Annotated in this window: 15 protein-coding genes; 7 read left to right on the plus strand and 8 right to left on the minus strand. The window is 70.1% G+C overall.

The annotated features are described in order from the left end of the window. Positions 1-74: 74 nt before the first annotated feature. Positions 75-1,592 carry a DUF1996 domain-containing protein gene (locus FBY22_RS32310; RefSeq protein ID WP_142151513.1) on the plus strand — a complete coding sequence of 506 codons (1,518 nt, stop codon included), beginning with the start codon at positions 75-77 and terminating at the stop codon, positions 1,590-1,592. Between the two features lie 71 nt (positions 1,593-1,663). On the opposite strand, the gene FBY22_RS32315 is transcribed toward FBY22_RS32310, so the two are convergent. Beyond that, entirely contained in the window at positions 1,664-2,083 is a 420-nt protein-coding gene (locus FBY22_RS32315; RefSeq protein WP_142151514.1) for a hypothetical protein, read from the minus strand. A 115-nt stretch (positions 2,084-2,198) separates the two neighbouring features. Between FBY22_RS32315 and FBY22_RS32320 the strand changes: the two genes are divergently transcribed. The 5 genes from FBY22_RS32320 (at position 2,199) to FBY22_RS32340 (ending at position 7,781) form a co-directional block, all read left to right on the plus strand. Continuing rightward, positions 2,199-2,714, plus strand: coding sequence for a tetratricopeptide repeat protein (locus FBY22_RS32320; protein WP_174267313.1), 516 nt, complete (start codon positions 2,199-2,201; stop codon positions 2,712-2,714). A 415-nt stretch (positions 2,715-3,129) separates the two neighbouring features. After that, complete coding sequence (locus FBY22_RS32325) at positions 3,130-5,052, plus strand: hypothetical protein (RefSeq protein WP_142151515.1); 1,923 nt, start codon at positions 3,130-3,132, stop codon at positions 5,050-5,052. An 82-nt stretch (positions 5,053-5,134) separates the two neighbouring features. After that, positions 5,135-6,019 carry a metal-dependent hydrolase gene (locus FBY22_RS32330; protein ID WP_142151516.1) on the plus strand — a complete coding sequence of 295 codons (885 nt, stop codon included), beginning with the start codon at positions 5,135-5,137 and terminating at the stop codon, positions 6,017-6,019. Beyond that, positions 6,019-7,035 (plus strand): PDR/VanB family oxidoreductase, encoded by a 1,017-nt coding sequence (locus FBY22_RS32335; RefSeq protein ID WP_142151517.1) that lies wholly within the window; start codon positions 6,019-6,021, stop codon positions 7,033-7,035. The genes FBY22_RS32330 and FBY22_RS32335 overlap by 1 nt, the downstream gene beginning before the upstream one ends. Positions 7,036-7,091: 56 nt before the next feature. Further along, entirely contained in the window at positions 7,092-7,781 is a 690-nt protein-coding gene (locus tag FBY22_RS32340) for a TetR/AcrR family transcriptional regulator (RefSeq protein ID WP_142151518.1), read from the plus strand. A 15-nt stretch (positions 7,782-7,796) separates the two neighbouring features. Here FBY22_RS32340 and FBY22_RS32345 read toward each other — a convergent pair whose 3' ends face one another. The 3 genes from FBY22_RS32345 to pulA form a co-directional block, all read right to left on the minus strand. Beyond that, entirely contained in the window at positions 7,797-8,156 is a 360-nt protein-coding gene (locus tag FBY22_RS32345) for a 5-carboxymethyl-2-hydroxymuconate Delta-isomerase (protein ID WP_142151519.1), read from the minus strand. A gap of 35 nt (positions 8,157-8,191) precedes the next feature. Next, positions 8,192-9,814, minus strand: a complete 1,623-nt coding sequence (locus FBY22_RS32350; RefSeq protein ID WP_142151520.1) for a fused response regulator/phosphatase — start codon at positions 9,812-9,814, stop codon at positions 8,192-8,194. A 70-nt stretch (positions 9,815-9,884) separates the two neighbouring features. After that, positions 9,885-15,263 carry a pullulanase-type alpha-1,6-glucosidase gene (pulA, locus tag FBY22_RS32355; protein WP_142151521.1) on the minus strand — a complete coding sequence of 1,793 codons (5,379 nt, stop codon included), beginning with the start codon at positions 15,261-15,263 and terminating at the stop codon, positions 9,885-9,887. 191 nt (positions 15,264-15,454) lie between these two features. Between pulA and FBY22_RS32360 the strand changes: the two genes are divergently transcribed. Continuing rightward, positions 15,455-17,533, plus strand: a complete 2,079-nt coding sequence (locus tag FBY22_RS32360; protein WP_142151522.1) for a carbohydrate-binding module family 20 domain-containing protein — start codon at positions 15,455-15,457, stop codon at positions 17,531-17,533. A 106-nt stretch (positions 17,534-17,639) separates the two neighbouring features. Here FBY22_RS32360 and FBY22_RS32365 read toward each other — a convergent pair whose 3' ends face one another. From FBY22_RS32365 to FBY22_RS32380, 4 genes are all read right to left on the minus strand, one after another. Then, positions 17,640-19,016, minus strand: a complete 1,377-nt coding sequence (locus FBY22_RS32365) for an alpha-amylase family protein (RefSeq protein WP_174267314.1) — start codon at positions 19,014-19,016, stop codon at positions 17,640-17,642. Between the two features lie 122 nt (positions 19,017-19,138). Further along, positions 19,139-19,657: a GNAT family N-acetyltransferase gene (locus FBY22_RS32370; protein WP_260845224.1), complete on the minus strand. Its 519-nt coding sequence runs from the start codon at positions 19,655-19,657 to the stop codon at positions 19,139-19,141. A gap of 66 nt (positions 19,658-19,723) precedes the next feature. After that, entirely contained in the window at positions 19,724-21,463 is a 1,740-nt protein-coding gene (locus FBY22_RS32375) for a glycoside hydrolase family 13 protein (RefSeq protein WP_142151524.1), read from the minus strand. Between the two features lie 135 nt (positions 21,464-21,598). After that, positions 21,599-22,510 (minus strand): sugar ABC transporter permease, encoded by a 912-nt coding sequence (locus FBY22_RS32380; RefSeq protein ID WP_142151525.1) that lies wholly within the window; start codon positions 22,508-22,510, stop codon positions 21,599-21,601. Between the last annotated feature and the right edge of the window lie 5 nt (positions 22,511-22,515).

Consider the following 22,515-nt stretch of genomic DNA (forward strand, 5'->3'; position numbering starts at 1 on the left):
TGAGTGGGAGCCGCTTCACTCCTGTCGGGCGCCTCGATGCCCCGCCAAGCCCGCAAGGAAGTCAGAGGAGTTCCATGGGACGCAACACACGCAAACGCCGTACGCCGCTGGCCACCAAGGCCATAGCCGCATCGGCGGCCCTAGCGCTCGGTGGGGGCGGGCTGATCTGGGCGAACTTCTACGCCTCGGCGCACGAGTCCAACAACTCGGGGCAGAACCAGACGAAGGCCGCCAGCGGTCAGGTGGCCACGATCTCCTGCCCCGACGTGCAGCAGAAGCTGACGAACGTGCCGGCCAGGGCCCAGCAGGGCGTGGCCACGGAGCTGGCCAACCTCGACAAGCAGATCACCGAGGCCTACAACCGGCTCGCCTCCACGCGCCAGGCGCAGACCCAGGACGCCGGCTTCGTGCAGAACGCGATCGTCGGCCCCCTCAAGGAGAAGCGGGCCGCAACCCTCGACCGGATCCGCATCGACATCCAGCGAGTGGGCGGCCAGGTCGACGCGGCGGGCCTCAGCGCGCTCGCCGCCTGCACCACGCAGACCGCCAACCAGACAACAGCCGGCGGCCAGCAACAGCAGAACGGCGGCCAGCAACAGAATGGCGGCCAGCAACAGCAGAACGGTGGCCAGCAGCAGAACGGTGGCCAGCAGCAGGGCGCCAACGGGCAGGCGGGCAACGGTCCGACCGCGGCCGACTTCGTGGACATCACGAAGGTCCAGCCCAACGTCAAGGCGAAGCCGCGCAGGACCGGCAACGCCTCGACCGGCACCTTCACCACCAACTGCGGTGTGAACGCCAACAGGAACTTCAACACCGACAACGTCATCGTCGCGCCCGGCGTGACCAACGGCGCGCACCACACGCACGACTACGTCGGCAACCAGAAGATCAACGCCTTCTCCAGCAACGCCAACTTCCTGCAGGGCGGAAGCAGCTGCCAGAACAAGAACGATCTGTCGGCCTACTACTGGCCGGTGCTGCGCCTGCAGAACGGCACGCAGGAGTTCGACCAGAACAAGGACGGCGGCGGCAAGGAAGGCAACGTCGGCAAGATCCTGACCGCACAGCAGGCTCAGATCAAGTACGTCGGCAGCCCCACGAGCAAGGTCGTCGCGATGCCGCAGTTCCTGCGCATCATCACCGGTGACGCCAAGACCACGACCAACGGTCTGGCCAACGCCAACGCGCACTGGAGCTGCACCGGTTTCGAGAACAAGGTCCAGTTGACGGAGCAGTACCCGATCTGCCCGCAGGGCAGCAACGTGGTCCGTACGTTCGCCTTCCAGAGCTGCTGGGACGGCAAGAACGCCGACTCCGCCAACCACCGGACGCACGTCGCCTTCGCCGACGCCAACGGCAACTGCCAGAACGGCTTCAAGGCCATTCCGCAGCTGACGATGCGCCTGGTGTACAAGGTCGCGCCGCCGACCATCCAGAACGGCGTGGTCAAGAACGCCTACGCGGTGGACGGCTTCCCGGAGCAGCTCCACAAGGCGGCCACCGACCACGACGACTTCATCAGCATCACGACCGGCGGTCTGGCGAACAAGATCGCCAACTGCGTCAACCGCGGGCAGCGGTGCCAGTGACCCTGTGAACCACTGAGAAGGCCGGTGGCGGGATCTCCCGCCACCGGCCTTCCGGTGTGTGTACGAAGAGCTCAGCCGGTGTGCGACGAGCCGTGCGCGCTGTGGTCGGTGCCGATCTCCTCCTCGCCGCCCAGCGTGGTCTGCAGCGCCTTGACGACCTTGTCGTCGCCGACGGCGACCCACTTGCGGCCGACGAGGTAGTGACCGCCGTAGTCCTTGGCGTCGTTGATCCACTCGCGCTGGCCGCGGTCGGTGGCGAAGGTGACGAAGACGTACTTGCCGTCGGAGGTCTTGCAGATGGCCTGGCGCACCTCGTCGGAGTCGATCTGCATGTCCGGCTTGCACTTCACCTTGGCCGCCAGGCTCTCCAGACTGCCGGTGGCGGCCGTGGGGATCTTGGCGGCCGCGTCGCTGTCTCCGGATCCACAGCCCGCCAGCGCCATGACGGCCACGGCACCGGCCGCGGCGAGCATCGGTCGGGTCAACCTCATCTGTTCCTCCGGGTCGCTGTGTTGGCCAGGCCCCAAGGGCCCGTCCCCTTCGATACGGCTGCGGGGCGCGGGGCGCTCAAATCGGCTGGGGATGCGGGTACTGGTGTGCGAGGGTATGCCGGTGAATCAGGACTGGGAAGATCGCGTGGCCGCCGCCTGGGCCACCTTCGACGAGTATCCGGAAGAGCGGGCGGCGGACTTCCGGGGCGTGATCGACGCCCTCGTCGCCGAGCTGCCGGAGGGCAGCCCGCTCGGCCCCTTCGAGCGGGCCTGCGCCTGGGACTCCACGGGCCACTCCGACAAGGCGGTTCCGCTGTACCGGGAGGCTCTGGCGCTCGGGCTGAGCGAGGTCAGCGGCTACAAGGGGCGACGGGCGAAGATCCAGCTGTCCAGTTCGCTGCGCAATGTCGGGCGGGCCGAGGAGGGTGTCAAGCTGCTGACGCCCGAACTCGACGCGCCGTCGGACGAGTTGGACGACGCGGTACGCGCGTGTCTGGCGCTGTGCCTGTCCAGCCTCGGCCGGGACCGCGAGGGCCTGTCCCTCGTCCTGGGCGCCCTGGCCCCCCACCTGCCCCGCTACCAACGATCGATGGCGAACTACGCCCGGGCACTGATCGAACCGGAGGCCTGAGCGGACGGGGTCGCGGCAAGCGGGCGGGCGACGGGGCGGGCGGGATCGCCCGCAGCCCGACGGCCGCCGCCAGACCACCGCGTCGGCGCCGTCCGGACGACCGGGCCGGATGGCAGCTGGGCGGCCGAAGCACGACCACCTGGCGAAGTTCCCGCAACGGGGCGGGCCGGGTCGCGCGCGGACCGGCGGGTGCTGTCGGGCGACCGCCTGGGCGAAGGCGCGGCGACCGGGCGGCCCAGGTTGCAGCGACGGGACGGCCCCAGCACGACCACCGAGCGAAGCACGGTGACAGGGTGGCCGGAGTCGCGCGCGGCCACATGGGCGAAGGCGCGGCGACCCCGGTGGGTGCGGTACGGCGGCCGCGTGGGCGGAGGCGGGGCGGTGACCATCTGACGATTCGCTCGTTCTGCTGAACGTGCAGTCACAGGATGTCGCCCCGCGCCCCGCAGCCTCCCCAAGCGACCCGGTCGTCGACGTGGAGCGGGCCGAAGCCGCGCTCGTCGAGCACTACCCGCGGCTGGTCCGGCTCGCCTACCTGGTGCTGCCGCCGAGCCTCGGCCGCAACCGGCGCGTGGTGACCGCGCACGCCCTCACCCAGCGCGCCCTGCCCAAGGGCCGCACCCAAACCCCCGTGGTCCCGGCGCAGTCGACGGGCCGCGACGGCGACCCCGGGTACGCCCTGGTCCGCCTCCAGGTGCTGCGCAACGCGCTGGAGGCGGGGCTCCCGCTGAGGTTCACGGCGCTGCCCAGGCGGTCCCAGCTTCCGCCGCTGCTCCCCCAGGTGTGGGGTCTGCGGCTGTTCCCCCGCTCGGGCGGCGCCGACGAACTCGCCCTGGACCAGCGCCTGTCGGCCCTGTCGGGCGCGGCCCGCGCCGCCTACGTGCTGCGCGGTCTGGAGAAGCTGCCGGACGCCGACGTACGCGAGATCCTCGCGGCCACCGGCTGCGACGACGTGTCGGGGGCGCTGCGCGAGGCGGACGAGGTGCCGGCGAGCCACCATCCCCTGCTGGAGTCCCCCGAGTTCGACCCGTGCTCGCTGCAGGCGCGGCCCACCGATCTGATGCGGCGCCGACAGCACACCAAGGCCGCGCTCGTGGCCGCCGCCGCGCTGGCCGTGACGGGCGCGCTGCTCGGGATGCCCGGGGGCGGCTGGGGCCCGGACGGTGCCGCCGCTCCCTCCTACGCGCAGAACCCGGCCGCCGAGGCCGCCCTGAACCCGGCCGAGCTGACCAAGGTCGCCCCCACCGCGTGGGAGGCCTCGGCGCGGACCGACTTCTCCGTCTGGCCCGCCCGTGGCGAACTCACCGACGACCGCGCCCTGTTGCGCCGCGCGCTCGCCGTCTGGGCCCGCCCCGGCGAGCGCGTCCGGGTCTCCGCGACGCCGGGCACCCCGTCCGGCGGCCCGTCCGGCCCGCCCCAGCTCCTGTACGCGGGGACGGTCGACAGCGCGCGGGTGGTCATCTTCTACGACGGTCTGCGCATCGTCCGTTACGCCGAGCCGACCGACGGCACCCAGGGCGCCGCGCTCGACTTCGCGCGGGTCGACGGCGCCGACCGGGCGGGGGCGAGCGCGGTGGTGCTGGGCCGGGCCGACGGCAACGTCCGCTATCTGACGGCGCCCTGGGTGACGAAGACCGCCGAGCGCGACCTGCTCAAGCCGGACGCCGGGGCGACGGACCTCGCCCTCGACAAGGGGATCACGGCACCGCTGGCCGGCCCGGCCCAGCAGACCGGTGCCTGCACGTCGTGGAACGTACTGGAGCTGACCGACGGCACGGGCACCCGGCTGCTCACCGACCTCGGCGAGCTGGTCCCGGCCCTGCTCACCACCGGCCGCCCCGGCTCGTCCGCGCAGGCCTCGACGGCCGGGACGCCGCGGGCCTGGGCGCCGTACGCCTGCTCGCTGGGGACGATGCGTTCGGCGGGCGTGCGGGCGGTCAACGCCTGGGCGTACGCCGCGCAGCCGCTGCCGGACGGGAGCGGGTCGGCGGACTGGGTGTGCACGCGCGCGGAGACCTGGCGGGGCGGCGGCACCCGCGTGCTGGCGCAGTTCCGCACCCCGGGCGGCACGTACGGGGCGGTGGCCGCGAAGGCCGAGAACGTGGCGGCCTGCGGTCCGAAGGACCCGCATGTGCTGGCCGGGGTGCTGTGGAAGTCGAAGACCAAGGGCTGGTACCTGCTGGCGGCCGGAGGGCCGGGGACCGCGTCGGTCGCCGCGACGGGCGGCATCGAGGCCTCGGCACGGGGGAACGCGCTGGCGGCCCCGGCGAAGCAGGGGCAGCAGGCCGAACTGAAGGGCACCCTCGACGACGGCCGGGCGATCGGCGGGCTGCGTTAGGGAAGCCCCCTAGTTGACACTGGCGTCAGCAAGTCGGCGCAGGAGGGTTCCGCCGGGACTTACTCGTCAGTACATTGACGCCATGTCTCATAAGCAGGCCTCGGAGCGGGTCGACCTCAAGGCGCGGAAGGTTTCCTTCTCCTGGGAGGACACCCCGCTGCACTGGGTGCCCGGGGACCCCTTCACCACGCACACCATCAACGTGCTGCATCTGCTGCTGCCTGCCGGTGAGCGGTGGTTCGTGCACGTCTACAAGCAGGTCCTGCCCTTGATCCGGGACGAGCGGCTGCGCGCGGACGTCATCGGGTTCATCGGGCAGGAGGCGATGCACTCGCAGGCCCACGACGAGGTGCTGCCGCACCTGAAGGAGCTGGGGCTCGATCCGACGCCGTACACCGCGCAGGTCGACTGGTTCTTCGAGAAGCTGCTCGGCGACCGGACTCTGCCGCCCGGCCGGGCGCGCCGGTGGTGGCTGCTGGAGCGGGTCGCGCTGATCGCGGCGATCGAGCACTACACCGCCTTCCTGGGCGACTGGGTGCTGAACGCCGAGGAGTTGGACCGGCTGGGCGCCGATCCGACCATGCTCGACCTGCTGCGCTGGCACGGCGCCGAGGAGGTCGAGCACCGGTCGGTCGCCTTCGACCTCTTCACCCACCTCGACGGCAGCTACCGGCGGCGGGTGCGCACCTGGGCCACCGCGTTCACGGCGCTGGTGTTCCTGTGGCAGCGGGGGTCCCGTTTCTTCATGGCGAACGACCCGACACTCGTCGACGGCAAGGCATCCTTCAAGGACTTCTACGTCAGCGGCAGGAAGGGCACCCTGCCCGCGACCGGCGACATGCTCCGGTCCATCCCGCGCTATCTGAGCCGTGACTACCACCCCTCCCAGGAGGGCTCCACCGAGCAGGCGGTCGCCTATCTGGCCTCCTCCCCCGCCGCCACGGCCGCAGAGAGGGGCGCCGCCTGATGCCCAAGCCGCTCACCGTCGCCGCCCTCGCCACGGCCGCGCTGCTCACCCGGCGCGCGCTGCGCCGCCGTGTCCGGGTCTCGCCGCTGTGGCCGATGCCCGCGCTGGACCCGCCCGTCTCCGGCCGGCCCCGCTCCCGGGCCCTGCGGCTGCTGGTCGCCTCGCACGAGACGGTGGCCGACGGCGTCGTACAACTGCGCCTGGAGGGTGAGGATCTGCCCCGCTGGGAGCCCGGCGCCCATCTCGACCTGGTGCTGCCGTCGGGGCTGGTGCGGCAGTACTCGCTGTGCGGGGACCCCGCGGACACCTCCTCGTACACGGTGGCCACGCGGCTGGTCGCGGGCGGGCGAGGGGGTTCGCGCGAGGTGCACGAGCAGCTGGCGGAGGGGATGGAGCTGGAGGTGCGCGGGCCGAGGAACCGGTTCCCGCTCGTCGGGGCCCCCTCCTACGTCTTCGTCGCCGGCGGCATCGGGATCACGCCGATCCTGCCCATGCTGCGGGCGCTGCCGGAGGGCACCGAGTGGCGGCTGCTGTACTGCGGGCGGTCGCGGGAGTCGATGCCGTACCTGGAGGACGTCGAGAAGCTGGGCGCCGACCGGGTCACGGTGGTCACCGGGGTACCGGACCTCGACGCGCTCCGGGTGCCCGAGGAGGCCGTCGTCTACTGCTGCGGCCCGGAGGGGCTGATGGCCGCCGTGGCGGAGCGCTTCGAGCGGGTGCATCTGGAGCGGTTCGCGCCGCGTACCTCCGGCGGCGCCGCCTTCGAGGTCGAACTGCGCCGCAGCGGGCGGACGTTGACGGTGCCGGCCGACTCCAGTGTGCTGGCCGCGGTGCGGGCCGAGCTGCCGGACACGCTCTACTCCTGCGAGCAGGGGTTCTGCGGGACCTGCCAACAGCGGGTGCTGGAGGGAGAGGTGGAGCACCGGGACGAGCTGCTGACGGACGCGGAGCGTGACGACTCGATGCTGATCTGCGTTTCGCGGGCACGAAGTGATCGACTTGTGCTGGACATGTGAACACCGATGGTCGGACCGGCCCGTTCGGGGCCGGATCCGATCGGTAAGGTGTTCGCATGAGTACCGGGGTACGCCGCAGGATGGGAGTCGAGGAGCGGCGGCAGCAGTTGATCGGCGTCGCCCTCGAACTGTTCAGCCAACGCTCTCCCGACGAGGTCTCCATCGACGAGATAGCAGCCGCCGCGGGCATTTCCCGCCCGCTGGTCTATCACTACTTCCCCGGCAAACTCAGCCTGTACGAGGCCGCGTTGAAGCGCGCGGCGCAGGATCTCGCGGGCCGTTTCGACGAGCCGCACGAGGGACCGCTCGGTGACCGGCTGCGGCGGGTGATGCGCCGGTTCTTCGACTTCGTCGACGAGCACGGCCCCGGTTTCTCGGCGCTGATGCGCGGCGGCCCGGCGGTCGGCTCCTCGGCGACCAACGCGCTCATCGACGCCGTACGGCAGGCCGCCTATGTCCAGATCCTTTCGCATCTGGAGGTCGACGACCCGCCCGCGCGGCTGGAGCTGGTCGTGCGCTCCTGGATCTCGCTCGCCGAGTCGACCGCCCTGATCTGGCTGGACGGCCGGCGTATCCCGCGCGCGGAGCTGGAGGTCCAGCTGGTGCACGACTTCGCCGCGCTGGCCGCGGTGAGCGCCGCCTACGACGAGGAGATGGCGGGGGTGGTGCGCCGTATGATCAAGGACGAACCGCCGGACGGGGCCTTCGCGGACCTCGCCGCCCGGCTGATCGGGCTCGCGTCCTGAGCCGGGTCGGCTCCCTCAGCGTTCGAACTTGCGGTAGGACGGGTCGAGGTCGCGCACCTCGGCGGACGCGTGCAGGACGATGTGGCCGTCCTCGCGCACATGCTTCTTCAGCAGCTCCAGCACGGTCTCGGTCAGCTTCGCCTTCGTCTCCTCGGTGCGGCCGGCGAGCAGCCCGATCATGACGTGCACGACGGCGTGGCCCAGCTCGTCCGGCTCCTCGTAGCCGAACGCGGTGACCTCGGAGGCGCGGAACTGCGTCTTGCACGCCTCCGGCTTGGCGGCCGCGATCTCGACGAGCGAGGTGTGCAGGTCCCGCGCGAAGCCCTCCCGGTCGAAGTCGATGTGCTTCGAGTGGTCGACGGTGATCTGCGGCATGGGTACTCCTGTTCTACGACAGCGACAGGCTCACCCTAGTTCCCGAGCTGCAGGGCGAGCATGGCGATGTCGTCCTCGTGGTCGCTGCCGAAGGAGGCCAGGAGGGTGTCGCACAGCGCGTCCAGGCCGGGCAGGGCCCCGACGGCGGCGGCGCGCAGCTGTTCCATGGAGGCCGAGAGGTCCACGCCGCGGGTCTCGATCAGGCCGTCGGTGACCATCAGGAGCCGGTCGGCGGGCTCGAGGTACAGCTCGGCGGGCACCGGGTGCGGCAGGCCCACGCCGATCAGCGGGCCGGCCGCCTTGACGTACTCGGCGTCGCCGGAGTCCCGCAGGAGCAGCGGCGGGATGTGGCCCGCGTTGGCGATGCGGGTGCGCCCGGTGGCGGGGTCGATCAGTACGAGGCACACGGTGGCCGTGACGTCGGGGTGGTAGCGCTGGAGCATCCGGTCCAGTCGTTCGGCGAGCACCGCCGGGTCGCTCTCGTCGACGCAGTAGGCGCGCAGCGCGTGCCGGATCTCGACCATGACCGTGGCCGCGTCCAGCGAGTGCCCGACGACGTCGCCGACCGCGGTGAGCACGCCGTCGTCCACGCGCAGCGCGGCGTAGAAGTCGCCGCCGATCTCGGTCTCCCGGGACGCCGGCACATAGCGCACGGCGAGGTCGATGCCCGGCAGTTCCGGCAGCCGGTGCGGCTCGGGCAGGAAGCTGTGCTGGAGGGTGAGGGCGACATGCCGCTCTGCCTGGTACATCAGCAGCGGTTCGGCGGCCAGCGCGGTGGCCTGCGCCAGCTGGGCCAGCAGGGCCTCGCCCTCGGGGCTGACCCGGCGCAGGCCGCGGGTGGGTGTGGCCAGGCACACCGGGGCCCGGCCCTCCTGGGTGAGGACGAGTGCGAGGCGGGCGTCGTGCTGCACGCCGGGCCGGAAGAACCCGGCGGGCCACAGCGGCGACGGCACCGTGGTGATCTGCACCCCGGCCTGGCCGCGGGTCAGGCGCCGCAGCAGCGCGGCCACGGCCCGGTGCGCGCCCTCGTCCGGCAGGGACAGCCGGGTGCGGGCCCGGTACAGCCCGCGGTACAGCTCGTCGTCCCGGTCGAGCACGAACACCGCGGCGGGGCATCCGAGCAGCCGTGCGGTGCCGTCGGCGGCCGCGTCGGCGAGCTCCTGGAGCGAGCGGGCCGCCTGGATGGTGACGATGGTCTCCGACAGCTGCCGCAGCCGCTTCACGAGCGCCTGGTCGTCGGCCCGCAGCCGGGCCGCTCGTACGGCGGCCCGCACCGCCGCCTCGATCTCCTCCGGCTCGGCCGGCACCGTCAGATACGCCTCGGCGCCCGCGAGCAGGCCCTCGCAGCGGTCGGCGGGCGGCGCGGCGAGCGCGGAGAAGTGCACCACGGGCAGGCCGGACATGTGCGGGCGCTCCCTGAGCCGGCGGCACAGTTCGAAGCCGCTCATGTCCGGCAGGTGCACGTCGACGAGGGCCACATCGGGCATGGTGCCCTTGCGCAGCCGTACGTCGAGTTCGACCAGCGCCTCGCCGCCGCTGCCGACCGGGACGACCTGGTGACCGGCCCGGCGCAGCACCGTGCCCATGGCGTAGCGGCTGGCCGCCACGTCGTCCACGACCAGCACGGTCGTGCCTGTCAGGTTGTCTTTGTCGTCCATCCTCTGCCCTCGGACAGCACCGGTGGGACAGACCGGGGTTCGGGGTCTGTCCCACCAAAGTAGTGCCGTGTCAGTCAGTACGGGAGAAGACGGCGACAGTGCGCCCCGGAACGGCGAAGGTGCCCGATACCCGCTCGTAGGAGGAGGACTTGACGATAGGGTCCGCTCCGGACGCCTGCACGGGGTGCAGGTGATAGGCCGTACCGGCCAGAGAACCGATTCTCTGCTCCTGCTTCGCCGGCGTCGCGTTGAAGACGACGACCAGGTCGCCCAGCTCCATGGTGATCACTCCGGGCGTCTCGTCCTTGCCCGACAGCGGGAACGAGAGCTTCGACTGCACCTGCCCGGCCGTGTCGAGCGAGAACAGCTTCTCGCTCGTACGGATCCTCAGCAGATCACGGTAGGCGGCCGAGGCGCCCTCGATCTGCGGGCATCCCACCTTCACCGTGCTCAACAGGGGCTTGGCGAACGTCCACTTGGACTGGTTGTCGGCCGCCGGCGGCAGTCCGCGGCCGAACCCGTTGCCGTCGGCGCAGTTCCAGTGGATGGCGTTGAACCAGTCGCCGCTGTCGTAGGAGTTGCGGTCCAGGGACTTCGAGCGCAGCAGGTCGGAGCCGGCCTGGGAGAGGGACGGGCCCTGCGAGAGGGTGGCCGTCGCCATCGCCAGGACCTGCATCCGCGCCCGGTCGGCGGCGGAGGTGTCCTTGGGCAGCTTGTACGTCAGCGCGTCGAACAGGGACTCGTTGTCGTGCGCGTCCGCGTAGGCGAGGGCGTCGCCGGGGGCGTCCGCGTATCCGGCGGCCTGGCCGTTGTAGTCGACCTCGGAGCCCTTGACCTCCTTGCCGTCGGTGTCGGTGAAGGCGAACGACCTGAGGTTGCCGGACAGGCCCACCTTGATCAGGTCCTGGTAGTGCAGCAGGCGGGCCTTCTGCTCGGCCGAAGTGCCGTTGGCGGTCGAGGAGTTGGGGTCGGTGTAGAGGCCGGAGCCGAAGCCCTGGACGCCGGGGTCGGAGTCGAAGGGTCCGCCGCCGCGCACCGCGTCCCGCGCCCGGTCGGAGAAGGTCGCGACACCGGTCCCGGCCATGTTCTTCTGCGTGGCCTGGACGAAGCGGGCGTCGTCGGCGACCTCGCCGAAGTTCCAGCCCTCGCCGTACATGATGATCTTCTTGCCGTCGACGCCGTCCTTCTTGAGGGTCAGCGCGTCGAGGGCCTTGCGCACGGCCAGGATGTTCGCCTTGGGCTGGTGGCCCATGAGGTCGAAGCGGAAGCCGTCGACCTTGTACTCCCTGGCCCAGGTGACCACGGAGTCGACGACCAGCTTGCCCATCATGGCGTTCTCGGTGGCCGTGTTGGCGCAGCAGGTGCTGTTGGCGACCGAGCCGTCGGCGAGAAGACGCTGGTAGTAGCCGGGCACTATCCGGTCGAGGACGCTGGTGTCCGCCTCGCCCGCGGCCGAGGTGTGGTTGTAGACGACGTCCATGACGACGCGCAGCCCGTCCTGGTTGATCGCCTTGACCATCCTGCGGAACTCCACCGTGCGCTCGGTGCCGTCCGGGTCGGTGGCGTAGGAGCCCTCGGGGACGGTGAAGTGGTAAGGGTCGTAGCCCCAGTTGTAGGCGTCCTTGGCCGCCGTCCTGGCCACGCACTCCTGCTGCTTGTCGGAGTCGGCGGCGTAGGAGGCGAGGTCGCAGTCGGGGCTCGCCTGGTCGGCCTTCGTCTCCGGCACGGTCGCGAAGTCGAAGACGGGCAGCAGATGGACGTACGAGGTACCGGACTTCGCCAGCTGACGCAGGTGCTTCGAGCCGTCGCTGCCCTTGTCGGTGAAGGCGAGGTAGGTGCCCTGGTCCTTGGCCGGCACGGTCTTGTCCGCGACGGAGAAGTCCCGGACGTGCAGCTCCTGGATCTGGGCGTCCCTGAGCGGCACGGCCTTGGGCTTGGCGAGGGCCGACCAGCCCTTGGGTGCGAGGGACCGGTCGTTCAGGTCGGCGACGACGCTGCGTCCGGAGTCGGCGGTGAGGGCGACGGAGTAGGGGTCGGTGACCTTGTTGGTGACGACCTTGCGGACGCTGGGCGCCCACACCTTCACGACGTACCGGTACTCCTTGCCCTTCCAGGACGCGGGGCCGGTGACGGACCAGACGCCGGTGGCGGCGTCGCGGTGCATCGGCTTGCGGGAACCGTCGAGTTCCAGCGAGACGTTCTGCGCGGTCGGCGCCCACACGGACAGCGTGGGACGGCCCTGGTGGAAGGTCGGGCCCAGGTCGGCCTTGGTGGCGCCCGCGTACTCGTCGTCGAGGACGCCGGCGATCTGGACGCCCGTGGCGGCCAGCACGGCGCCGTTGGCGGCCCGTTGCGAGGCGACGATCTGGCCGTCGAGGGCCCCGCGCACCCGGTCCCGGTCACGCGGGTCGACGGACCAGGCGGTGTAGTCCTTCAGGTAGGGGAACTTCGCCTTCTGGGCGTCGGTGAGCGTGGTCTTCGAAAGGCGCAGCCAGCGCTCGTCGTCGCTGGTCAGCGTCCCGTCCTTGACGGCGATCGAGCCGTCGTGGGAGTACAGCAGCTGGGTGGAGGCGGCGGCGTCGGAGCCGTTCCAGGCGATGGTGTCCCGGTCGATCCAGACCGCCTTGGAGGTGGTCAGGTCGAGGGCGGCGGCCGATCCGGCGGGTTGCGGCAGCAGGTACTTCTCCTGGCCGTTCAGCAGCCACACCTCGTAGCCGTTGGTCTTGAGATCCAGTGACTGGTCGGCGGGCAGGTCCTTGTCGTCGCCCTTGTGGAGGATGTAGCTGAGGCTGGTGGCGCCGTCGGTGAGCGGCACCTCGAAGACCGCGCCGTAGGCGTCCGTCCGCACCGGCTTCAGCGGGCTCGGCCAGTCGGTGGGGTGCGCGGCGCCGGTCCAGACGTGCAGGCCCCAGCCGTCGTAGTTCCCGTCGGCCCGGTGGTAGTGGATGACCGCCTTGGCCTTGTCCTGCGCCGGGTAGTCGGGGCGGGTGGTCTCGACGGTGTCCTTGCCCTGCTCGATCCACACCTCACCGGTCTTGGTGACGTCGATGGAGCGGTCCGCGGAGACGTCCTTGTTGCCGTCCTTGTCGATGACGAGGAACCCGACGTTCGAGGCGCCCGGCTTCAGCTTGACGTAGGCGAAGGCCCCGTAGGCGTCGCGGCCCACGAACGGGTGGCTGGCCGGCCAGTTCGTCGACTCGCCGTCGGCGAGGTCGCCCCAGGCGTACAGGCCCCAGTTGTCGTAGTCGCCGTCGGTGCGCTTGTAGTGGACGACCGCGTAGTCGCGGGAGGAGGCGGTGGGGATCTCCGGTGCGGGCGCGGTGCCGGTGGTGGAGGCCGCCGTGGCGGACGCCGTGTGTCCGGCCGAGTCGACGACCACGGCCTTGTAGCGCAGGGCCGTTCCGGCAGGTACGTCCTTGCCGAGGGTCTGGGTGACCTTGTACGGGGCGTGGTCGGCGGAGCCGAGCACGCGCCATTTGCCGTTGCCGATCTGGGCGGCGAGGACGACCCGGTTGAGCCGGCCGCCGTCCACGCCCGCGGACACCTCGACCGTGCCGGTGGCGCCGGCGTCGGGGGCCTTGAGGGTGACGGTGGGTGCCGTGGCCGGCGGGGCGAGCCTGCCGGCCGCCTTGAGGACGACGGCGGACCCGGCCGGGACGGTGACGGTGACCTTGTGGTCGGCGCCGGAGGTGACGGTGGCCGAAGTGCCGTAGATACCGTGGTACTTCATGTCGGCCGAGCCGGCCGCGAAGGTGGCGCTCTTCGCCTCGCCGGCGTTGTTGAAGGCGACGACGTACTCCTGGCCGGACTTGGCGTCCGTGCGGGAGAACGCGTAGATGCCGGAGCCGTCGGCCGCGTAGCGCTCGGTCTGGACGCCGTCCGTCAGGGCGGGGTTGGCCTTGCGCAGCTCGCCGAGAGCACTGATCTGCTTGTAGAGCGGTGCTTCCCTGTCGTAGGCGTCGCTGGCGGCGGTCCGGTCGGTGCCGATCTCGTCGTCGTCGAGGTAGTCGGCGACCTTCGAGGCGAACATCGTCTGGCGGGCGTCCTTGTCGCCGCCGGAGCCGGTGAAGCCCTGCTCGTCGCCGTAGTAGACGACGGGGTTGCCGCGGCTGAGGAACATCACCTCGTTGGCGAGGCGGTCCTTGGCGAGCAGTTCGGCGTCCGTGGCCTTCGGGTTGTCCTGCTTCAGGAAGTACCCGATCCGGCCCATGTCGTGGTTGCCGAGGAAGGTGACCTGCTCGTACGCGTTGGCCTTGTCGGTCGTGTACTTGTAGTCGTCACCGAAGACCGAGGCGAGCTTCTGGGCGCTGCCGCCCTGCGAGGCGTAGCTGCGGGCCGCGTCCTGGAAGGGGAAGTCGAGGGTGGCGTCGAGACGGCCCTGGGTGACGTACGGCGAGGTGATGGAGGTGTCGGCCGAGTAGACCTCGCCGAACATGAAGAAGTTCTTCCGGCCGCGCTCGGCCGCGTACTTGTCGAGCGCGGTCGCCCACTGCGTCCAGAACTCCGTGTTCACGTGCTTCACGGTGTCGATGCGGAAGCCGTCGACGCCGAAGTCCCTGACCCAGCGCTCGTAGATCTTCTCCATGCCGCTGACGACCTCGGGACGCTCGGTCCACAGGTCGTCGAGGCCGGAGAAGTCGCCGTAGGTGGCGTTCTCGCCCGCGTAGGTGGAGTCGCCGCGGTTGTGGTACATCGTCGGGTCGTTGAGCCACGACGGGACCTTGATGTTCTTCTTCCCGGCGGGCACGGTCGGCGTCCGCGGGAAGGAGTCGGTGTCGACGGCCGGGAACTTCTTCGTGCCGTCCGCGTAGTCGGCGTCGTCGAAGGGCCGCCCGTCCTTGGTGAGGTAGGGGAAGGCGCCCTTGGAGAGGTAGTCGTAGGACTTGCCCTCGTAGTCGACGACGTCGGCGGTGTGGTTGGTGATGACGTCGAAGAAGACCTTCATGCCCTTGGCGTGCGCCTTGGAGATGAGGCTCGCGAGGTCCTTGTTGGTGCCGAAGTGCGGGTCGACCTTGGTGAAGTCGGTGATCCAGTAGCCGTGGTAGCCGGCCGAAGCGTTGGATCCGGTGCCCTGCACGGGCTGGTTCTTGAAGATCGGGGCCATCCAGATGGCGGTGGTGCCCAGGCCCTTGATGTAGTCCAGCTTCTTCGCCAGGCCCTTGAGGTCACCGCCCTGGTAGAAGCCCTTGTCGGTGGGGTCGTAGCCGGTGCTCAGCCGTGAGCCCGTCAGACCGCCCTTGTCGTTGCCGGTGTCCCCGTTGGCGAAACGGTCCGGCATGACGAAGTAGAACTGCTCGCGGGTGTCGTCGTGCCGAGCGGGCTCGGCGGCGAGTTTCGCGTCCGACGGCGGTGACGGCGGGGAGGCCGCCTGCGCGGCCAGTGGCTGGATCAGGGCGGCGGCAACAGCCACGACAGTGACGGCCGCGACCCGTCTCGCTCTCGGTATCACAGGCGGAAACTCCTTGCGATGACGGCTCTGGTGGGTCCGACCCCGCGTGACCGTACCGCCGACGAAAGGTTTACAGCAAGAGGCTTGAAATTCACAGCAAGAAGTTTCAACCACAACCTTGACGTGCCCTTCTCAACTCCCCCACGCTCACCACTGGTTGAAACCCCAACACCCCCTCAACGGAGCCGCACATGAGCAGACACCGACCCCCGGGTGTCCTCCGGCGCACGGCCACGGCCGTCGCCGCCGGCACGCTGGCCCTCGCGGGCGCCGTCGCCCTGCCCGCCGCCGACGCGCACGCCGACACCACCGCCAAGGGCGACGTCATCGCCAACCTCTGGGAATGGAACTGGGACTCCATCGCCTCGGAGTGCACGAACGTACTGGGCCCGGCCGGCTACGGCGCGGTCCAGGTGGCCCCGCCCGCCGAGTCCCTCAAGCAGTCCTCGTACTACTGGTGGGACGTCTACCAGCCCTACTCCTACGACCTCAACAGCCGCTTCGGCTCGCGGGCGAAGTTCGCCTCGATGATCAGCGCCTGCCACACGGCCGGCGTCAAGGTCTACACGGACGCGGTGATCAACCACACCGCCGCCCAGACCGGCACCGGCTACAACGGCACCACCGTCACCAACAGGTACGACACCCCGGAGTGGAACCGCACCGACTACCACGACTCCTCGGACTGCCCCACCTCCGACCTCACCATCAAGGACTACTCCAACCTCACCCAGGTCCAGAACTGCGAACTGCTCGGCCTGCCCGACCTCAGGACCGGCTCCGACACGGTCCGTGCCGGCATAGCCGACTACCTCAACTCACAGCTCGCCCTCGGTGTCGACGGCTTCCGGGTGGACGCGGCCAAGCACATCCCCGAGGCCGACATGGCGGCCATCGAGTCCAAGCTGACGAACACGACGTCCGGTTCGGCGCCGTACGTCTTCCAGGAGATCTACCCGGGCTCCACCCCGCAGCCCTCGGACTACTACGCCTCCGGCGACGTCCTGGACTTCACCTACGCGAGCAGGATGAAGTCGGCATTCCAGGGCAACGTCAGCGACCTGTCCTCGCTGGCGAGCAGCGGCATCCTCCCCGCGGCCAACTCGGTGTCCTTCGTGACCAACCACGACACCGAGCGCAACGGCCTGCACATGTCGTACAAGGACGGCGACACCTACAAGCTCGCCAACCTCTTCCAGCTCGCCTACAGGTGGTCGACCCCCACGGTCTACGCGAGCTGGGAGTGGACGCAGAGCGACCAGGCCCCGCCCAACTCCTCCGGCTTCGTGACCACTACCGACTGCTCGAACGGCTCCTGGTACTGCCTCGACCGTGACACGGGCGTCGTCGGCATGGTGGCCTGGCACAACGCGGTGGACGCTGCGGCGGTCTCCGACTGGCAGACCAAGTCCTCGAACGTGATCGGCTTCGGCCGCTCGGGCGCGGGCTTCTTCGCCCTCAACAACGGTTCCTCGTCCGCAACTTACACCTTCACCACCGGCATGGCCGACGGCACCTACAGCAACGTCGTCGACGGCGGCGCGACCAAGGTCACCGTCTCCGGCGGCAGTGCCTCGATCACCGTCCCCGCCAAGAGCGCGGTCGCCTTCTACAACGCCTCCTACACCTGCACGGTGGGCTGCGGTGACACGGGCGGCGGCTCCGGCTCCACCGGCTCGACGGTCAGCGCGACCTTCAAGGAGTACGCCCCCACGACCAGCGGCACCGACGTCTACGTCGTCGGCTCGATCGCGGCGCTCGGCGGCTGGGACACCTCGAAGGCTGTCAAGCTGTCGTCGTCCGGTTACCCGCTCTGGTCGGGCGAGGTGAGCGTGCCGATCAACACGTCGTTCACCTTCAAGTACATCAAGAAGGACGCGGCCGGGAACGTCACCTGGGAGTCCAACGCCAACCGGTCGGCCACGACCGCGGCATCGGCGATCTCCCTGAACAACTCCTGGAACGTGGCCGACGCGGACGCCACCGACGTCACCTTCAACGAGTACGCGACGACCGACTGGGGCACCGACGTCTACGTCGTCGGCTCCGTCGCCTCCCTCGGCTCCTGGAACACCGCCGACGCGATCCCGCTGTCGTCGGAGTCGTACCCGACGTGGAGCAAGCTGGTGATCGTGCCCAAGAGCACGGCCTTCACGTACAAGTACATCAAGAAGGACGGCTCCGGGAACGTCACCTGGGAGTCCGGGACGAACCGCTCGTACACGACGGGCAGTTCGTCCGGGTACTCCACCGGCGACACCTGGAAGTGAGAGGTCACCCCCTGAGGGTGCAGGTCACCCATGACCTCGCCGGAACCGTCGCGGTCAGCGCGCCCCCGCTGACCGCGACGGTCGTCCGTCGTGCCGTGCCGGAGGGTCAGCAGGTCGACTTGCCCGCATAGATCGCCAGGGCCGTGTTCGAGCCCAGCGTCGCCGTGAACTGTCCGCTGGAGTTGACCGTCACGCTCGTGTTGTTCTGCACGTTGCAGTACGTCCCGGCGGGCAGCGAGGTCTGGTACGTGCGGCTCAGTGAGCCGGACTCGTGGTTGATGGCCACGAAGCCCTTGGTGCCGCGCCCGAAGGCGATGGCGTCGTTGCCGTCGTCCCACCAGTTGGTGACGGCCTGGCCGCGGGTGGCGTTGCGGAAGGCGACCATGCGCATGATCTCGGGCCAGGCGTGCTGGCACTTCCAGCCGTCCTGCCAGCAGGCGTTCACCTGGCCGCCGTTGGGCGGCCCGGCGTCGGCGTCCGACCACTCGTAGCCGGAGTTGATGTCCGGGGCGCCGTAGGGCCAGGCGAGCATGAAGACGTTGGCGAGGGTGTAGTTGGCGCCGTCCTTGTAGTTCAGGGTCGAGCCGTTGCGCTCGGTGTCGTGGTTGTCCACGAAGACGCCCGCCACCGAGCTGCTCATGTACCCCCAGCCCTCGCCGTAGTTCTTCAGGTAGGCGAGGTTCTCGTTGTTGAAGACCCGCTTGAGGTCGTAGGCGTAGCGGAACTCCTGGACGTCCCCGTTGCCGGTGTACTCGGTGGGCTGGACGGCCTCGCCGGCGCCGTAGATGACCTCCTGCTTCCAGTAGGCGTTCGGGTTGGTCAGGCGGGACTTGATGTTGGCGAGGTCGGCGGCGTCGATGTGCTTGGCGCCGTCGATGCGGAAGCCGTCGACACCGTAGCCGAGGAGGGAGTTCATGTAGCCGGCGATGGTGGCGCGTACGTACTCCTCCCCCGTGTCCAGGTCGGCCAGGCCCACGAGTTCGCAGTGCTGGACGTTCCAGCGGTCCTGGTAGTTGGAGACCTGGGAGGTGCAGTCGTCGAAGTCGTAGGAGGAGTACAGCCCGGGGTAGTTGTACTTCGTGTACGACGATCCGCCGGTCCCGGTGCCGCTGCCCGCGGACATGTGGTTGACGACGGTGTCGACGACGACCTTCACGCCGGCCGCGTGACAGGTGTTGATCATGTTCTTGAAGGCGGTGGCGTCACCGAGCCGGCCGGCGATCTTGTAGCTCACCGGCTGGTACGAGGTCCACCACTGCGAGCCCTGTATGTGCTCGGCGGGCGGGGAGACCTGGACGTAGCCGTACCCCGCGGGGCCGAGGGTACTGGTGCACTCCTTGGCGACGGAGGCGAAGTTCCACTCGAAGAGGACGGCGGTGACGTCCTTGGTGCCGGGCGGGGAGGCCTGAGCGCTGGACGTGGTCATGACAAGGGCCGCCGTGGAGAGGGCGACGGCCGTGGAAAGGATTCTGCGCGGTGCCATGTGGGGTTCCTTCACCGTTGAAGGTTTTTGCTGCAAGCTTTCAACCAACTTGCGATGACGGAGATGTTAAATGCCCGCCACCTGAAAAGGCAGCGTGCGGTGTGAAGTTGATGCAAGAAATTTCAGCGCGTGGGAGCGGGCAGCCGATACAGCCCCTGCGGGCTGCCGAACTGCACGAACCGCTCGACGAGGACCGCGCCCAGGTCCTCGAGAAGCCGACGCGAACGCGCGTTGGCCTCCTGTGTCACGGCGACCAGGTCCCGCCCCGGCACAGCGGCTTGAGCCCAGTCGACGACGGCCGTGACGGCCTCGCGTGCGTAGCCGTGGTGCCAGTGTTCGGGCAGCAGTTGGTAGGAGAGCTCGGTGCGACCGTCCCGGGCGTCCGGCTCCACCAGCATCGAGCCCACCATCCGGTCGTCCGCCCGGAGCACGACGCTCAGCAGGCCCGGCACGCCCACGCACAGCCGCTCACGGGCCCGGACCACCTCCGCGTCGACCGGTCCGCCCAGGTAGCGGCGCACCTCGTCGTCGGCCCAGAGACGGGCGTGTGCGGCGACGTCGCCCGGCTCGACGGGGCGCAGCAGCAGGCGTCGGGTCGTGAGAGAGCAGGGCCACCAAGTGGCCTCGGAAGTGGCGGACATGAGGGCGAGCATGGCAGAGGCCTGCCGCCCGAGGGTGGGGTGGCAGGCCTCTGGGGGTAAGGGGCGTCAGGGCGTTGTGAACCACACCGTCGTGTCCGACGGGACCTTCGTCTCGCCGTCCGCCTCCGTCACCTCTCCGCTGGTGAGGAGGACGCGGCCGTAGGCCGGGGTGGTGATCGACTCGCCGGTCGTGTTGGCGACGCACACGAACTCGCCGCGCCGGAAGGCGAGTACGCCCTCGGGGGCCCGCAGCCACTCCACCGAGTCGCCCGCGCCGAGGTCGGGGTGGGCGCTGCGGATGGCGAGGGCGGCGCGGTAGAGCTCCAGGGTGGAGCCGGGGGTGCCCGTCTGGGCCTCCACGCTCAGGTCGCCCCAGCCCGCCGGCTGCGGGAGCCAGCTGCCGCCGCTGCCGAAGCCGTACGAGGAACCCTCCCGCGTCCACGGGATCGGGACCCGGCAGCCGTCGCGGAAGCCGTCCTGGCCCGCGCCACGGAAGTACGCGGGGTCCTGGCGGACCTCGTCCGGGAGGTCGACGACGTCCGGGAGGCCGAGTTCCTCGCCCTGGTAGACGTACGCCGATCCGGGCAGCGCCAGCATCAGCAGGGTCGCGGCCCTGGCCCGGCGCAGGCCGAGTTCGCGGTCGCCGGCCAGCCGGATCTGGGTGCCGAGGCCGGGCGGGTTGGCGAAGCGGGTGGCGTGCCGGGTGACGTCGTGGTTGGACAGCACCCAGGTGGACGGGGCGCCCACCGGCCGCATCGCCTCCAGGGTGCGGTCGATGACCTCGCGGAGCTCGGCCGCGTCCCAGGCGGTGGACAGGTACTGGAAGTTGAAGGCCTGGTGGAGCTCGTCCGGGCGGACGTAGTTGGCGGTGCGCTCGACGGTCGGCGTCCAGGCCTCGGCGACGAAGATGCGCCCGCCCGTCTCCCGCCCCCGCCCTTCTGCGGAAGGCCCTTCGGGCCCCTCTCCCTTTCCGCTGTACTCGTCGAGGATGAGCCGCCACTGGCGGTAGATCTCGTGCACGCCGTCCTGGTCGAAGAACGGCATGACATCGTTGCCCAGCAGCTTCAGCTGGTCGTGGGCGCCGAGGTCGGGCAGGCCCGCGGCCTTGACCAGGCCGTGCGCGACGTCGATGCGGAAGCCGTCGACGCCCATGTCGAGCCAGAACCGCAGGATGGAGCGGAACTCGTCGCCGACCGCCGGGTGCTCCCAGTTGAAGTCGGGCTGCTCGGGGGCGAAGAGGTGCAGGTACCACTCGCCGGGGGTGCCGTCGGGCTCGGTGACGCGGGTCCATGCCGGGCCGCCGAAGATGGACTCCCAGTCGTTGGGCGGGAGTTCGCCGTCGGCGCCCTTGCCGGGGCGGAAGTGGTAGCGCTCCCGCAGCGGGGAGCCGGGGCCCTCGCGCAGGGCCCGCTTGAACCACTCGTGCTGGTCGGAGGAGTGGTTGGGGACCAGGTCGACGATGATCCGCAGGCCCAGCTCGCGGGCGTCGCGGATCAGCGCGTCGGCGTCCAGGAGGTTGCCGAACATCGGGTCCACGGCGCGGTAGTCGGCCACGTCGTAGCCGGCGTCGGCCTGCGGGGAGGCGTAGAAGGGGCTCAGCCACACGGCGTCCACGCCGAGGTCGCGCAGGTACGGGAGTCGGGAGCGTACGCCTTCCAGGTCGCCCATGCCGTCGCCGTTGCTGTCGGCGAAGCTGCGCGGGTAGACCTGGTAGATCACCGCGTCGCGCCACCAGTCCCGGCGCTTGGCGACGGTGGCAACGGCGGAGGTCGGGGCCGGGTCGGCGGCAGTGTGCTGCTGGCTCATGGCGTCCTTGATACGTGACTGGGGTGGGGTCATGGGCTGTGGTGCGGAACGGCGGCGGGTCGGGCGACGAGGCGGCCGCGGTCGCAGCGGGGTCGGATGGCGACCGCGACCGCCTCGGGTCCTGTCCCCAGGGCGTCAGCCCTTGGTGCCGCCCGCGGTGAGGCCGGTCACCAGGTTCTTCTGCACGAGGTAGAAGAACGCGGAGACCGGTATGGCGATCAGTACCGCGGTCGCGGCCATCAGGTTGCGCTGGGCGTCGTGCTCGCTGATGAAGGTCTGCAGACCGACGGCGAGCGTGTACTTCTGGTCGTCCAGCATGAACGTGGTGGCGAAGGCGACCTCGCCGAAGGCGGTGATGAAGCTGTAGAAGGCGGCGACCGCCAGGCCCGGCTTGGCGAGCGGCAGGATCAGCCGGGCGAAGGTGCCGAAGGGGCTGAGCCCGTCGACGCGGCCGGCCTCGTCGATCTCGAACGGGATGGTGTCGAAGTAGCCCTTGAGCAGCCAGGCGCAGTACGGCACCGCCGTCGAGCAGTAGACGAGGACGAGACCGAGGTAGCTGTCGATGAGTCCCAGGTCGCCCAGGATCTGGTACATCGGCACCATGAGCACGGCCACCGGGAACATCTGGGTGAGCAGGAGCACCCACATGAACTTGCGGTAGCCCGGGAAACGCATGCGGGAGACCGCGTATCCGGTGGTGGCGGCGACCAGGACGCCGAGCACGGTGGTGCCGAGCGAGACGATCAGGGAGCTCTTCAGCCAGTCGAAGAAGCTCGTGTGGTTCAGGACGAACGAGTAGTTGTCGAGCGACATCTTCTTCCAGATGCCACCCGGGTGGAGGTAGTCGTCCTTGTCCGGGCCGAGGGAGAGGAAGACGAGCCAGGCGATCGGGAAGAGCGCGACGACGCTTCCGGCGATCAGGATGCCATGGGAGGCGAGCGAGGCGCCGAGGCTGCGCTCGCCGCGCCCGCGGATCTTGCCGGGGGCCGCCGGCGCCGGACGGTCGTCGGTCGCCGCGGACGAGGTCTGGACAGTGGTCGTACTCATGGGAA

The sequence above is a fragment of the Streptomyces sp. SLBN-31 genome, assembly GCF_006715395.1.
Classification (GTDB): domain Bacteria; phylum Actinomycetota; class Actinomycetes; order Streptomycetales; family Streptomycetaceae; genus Streptomyces.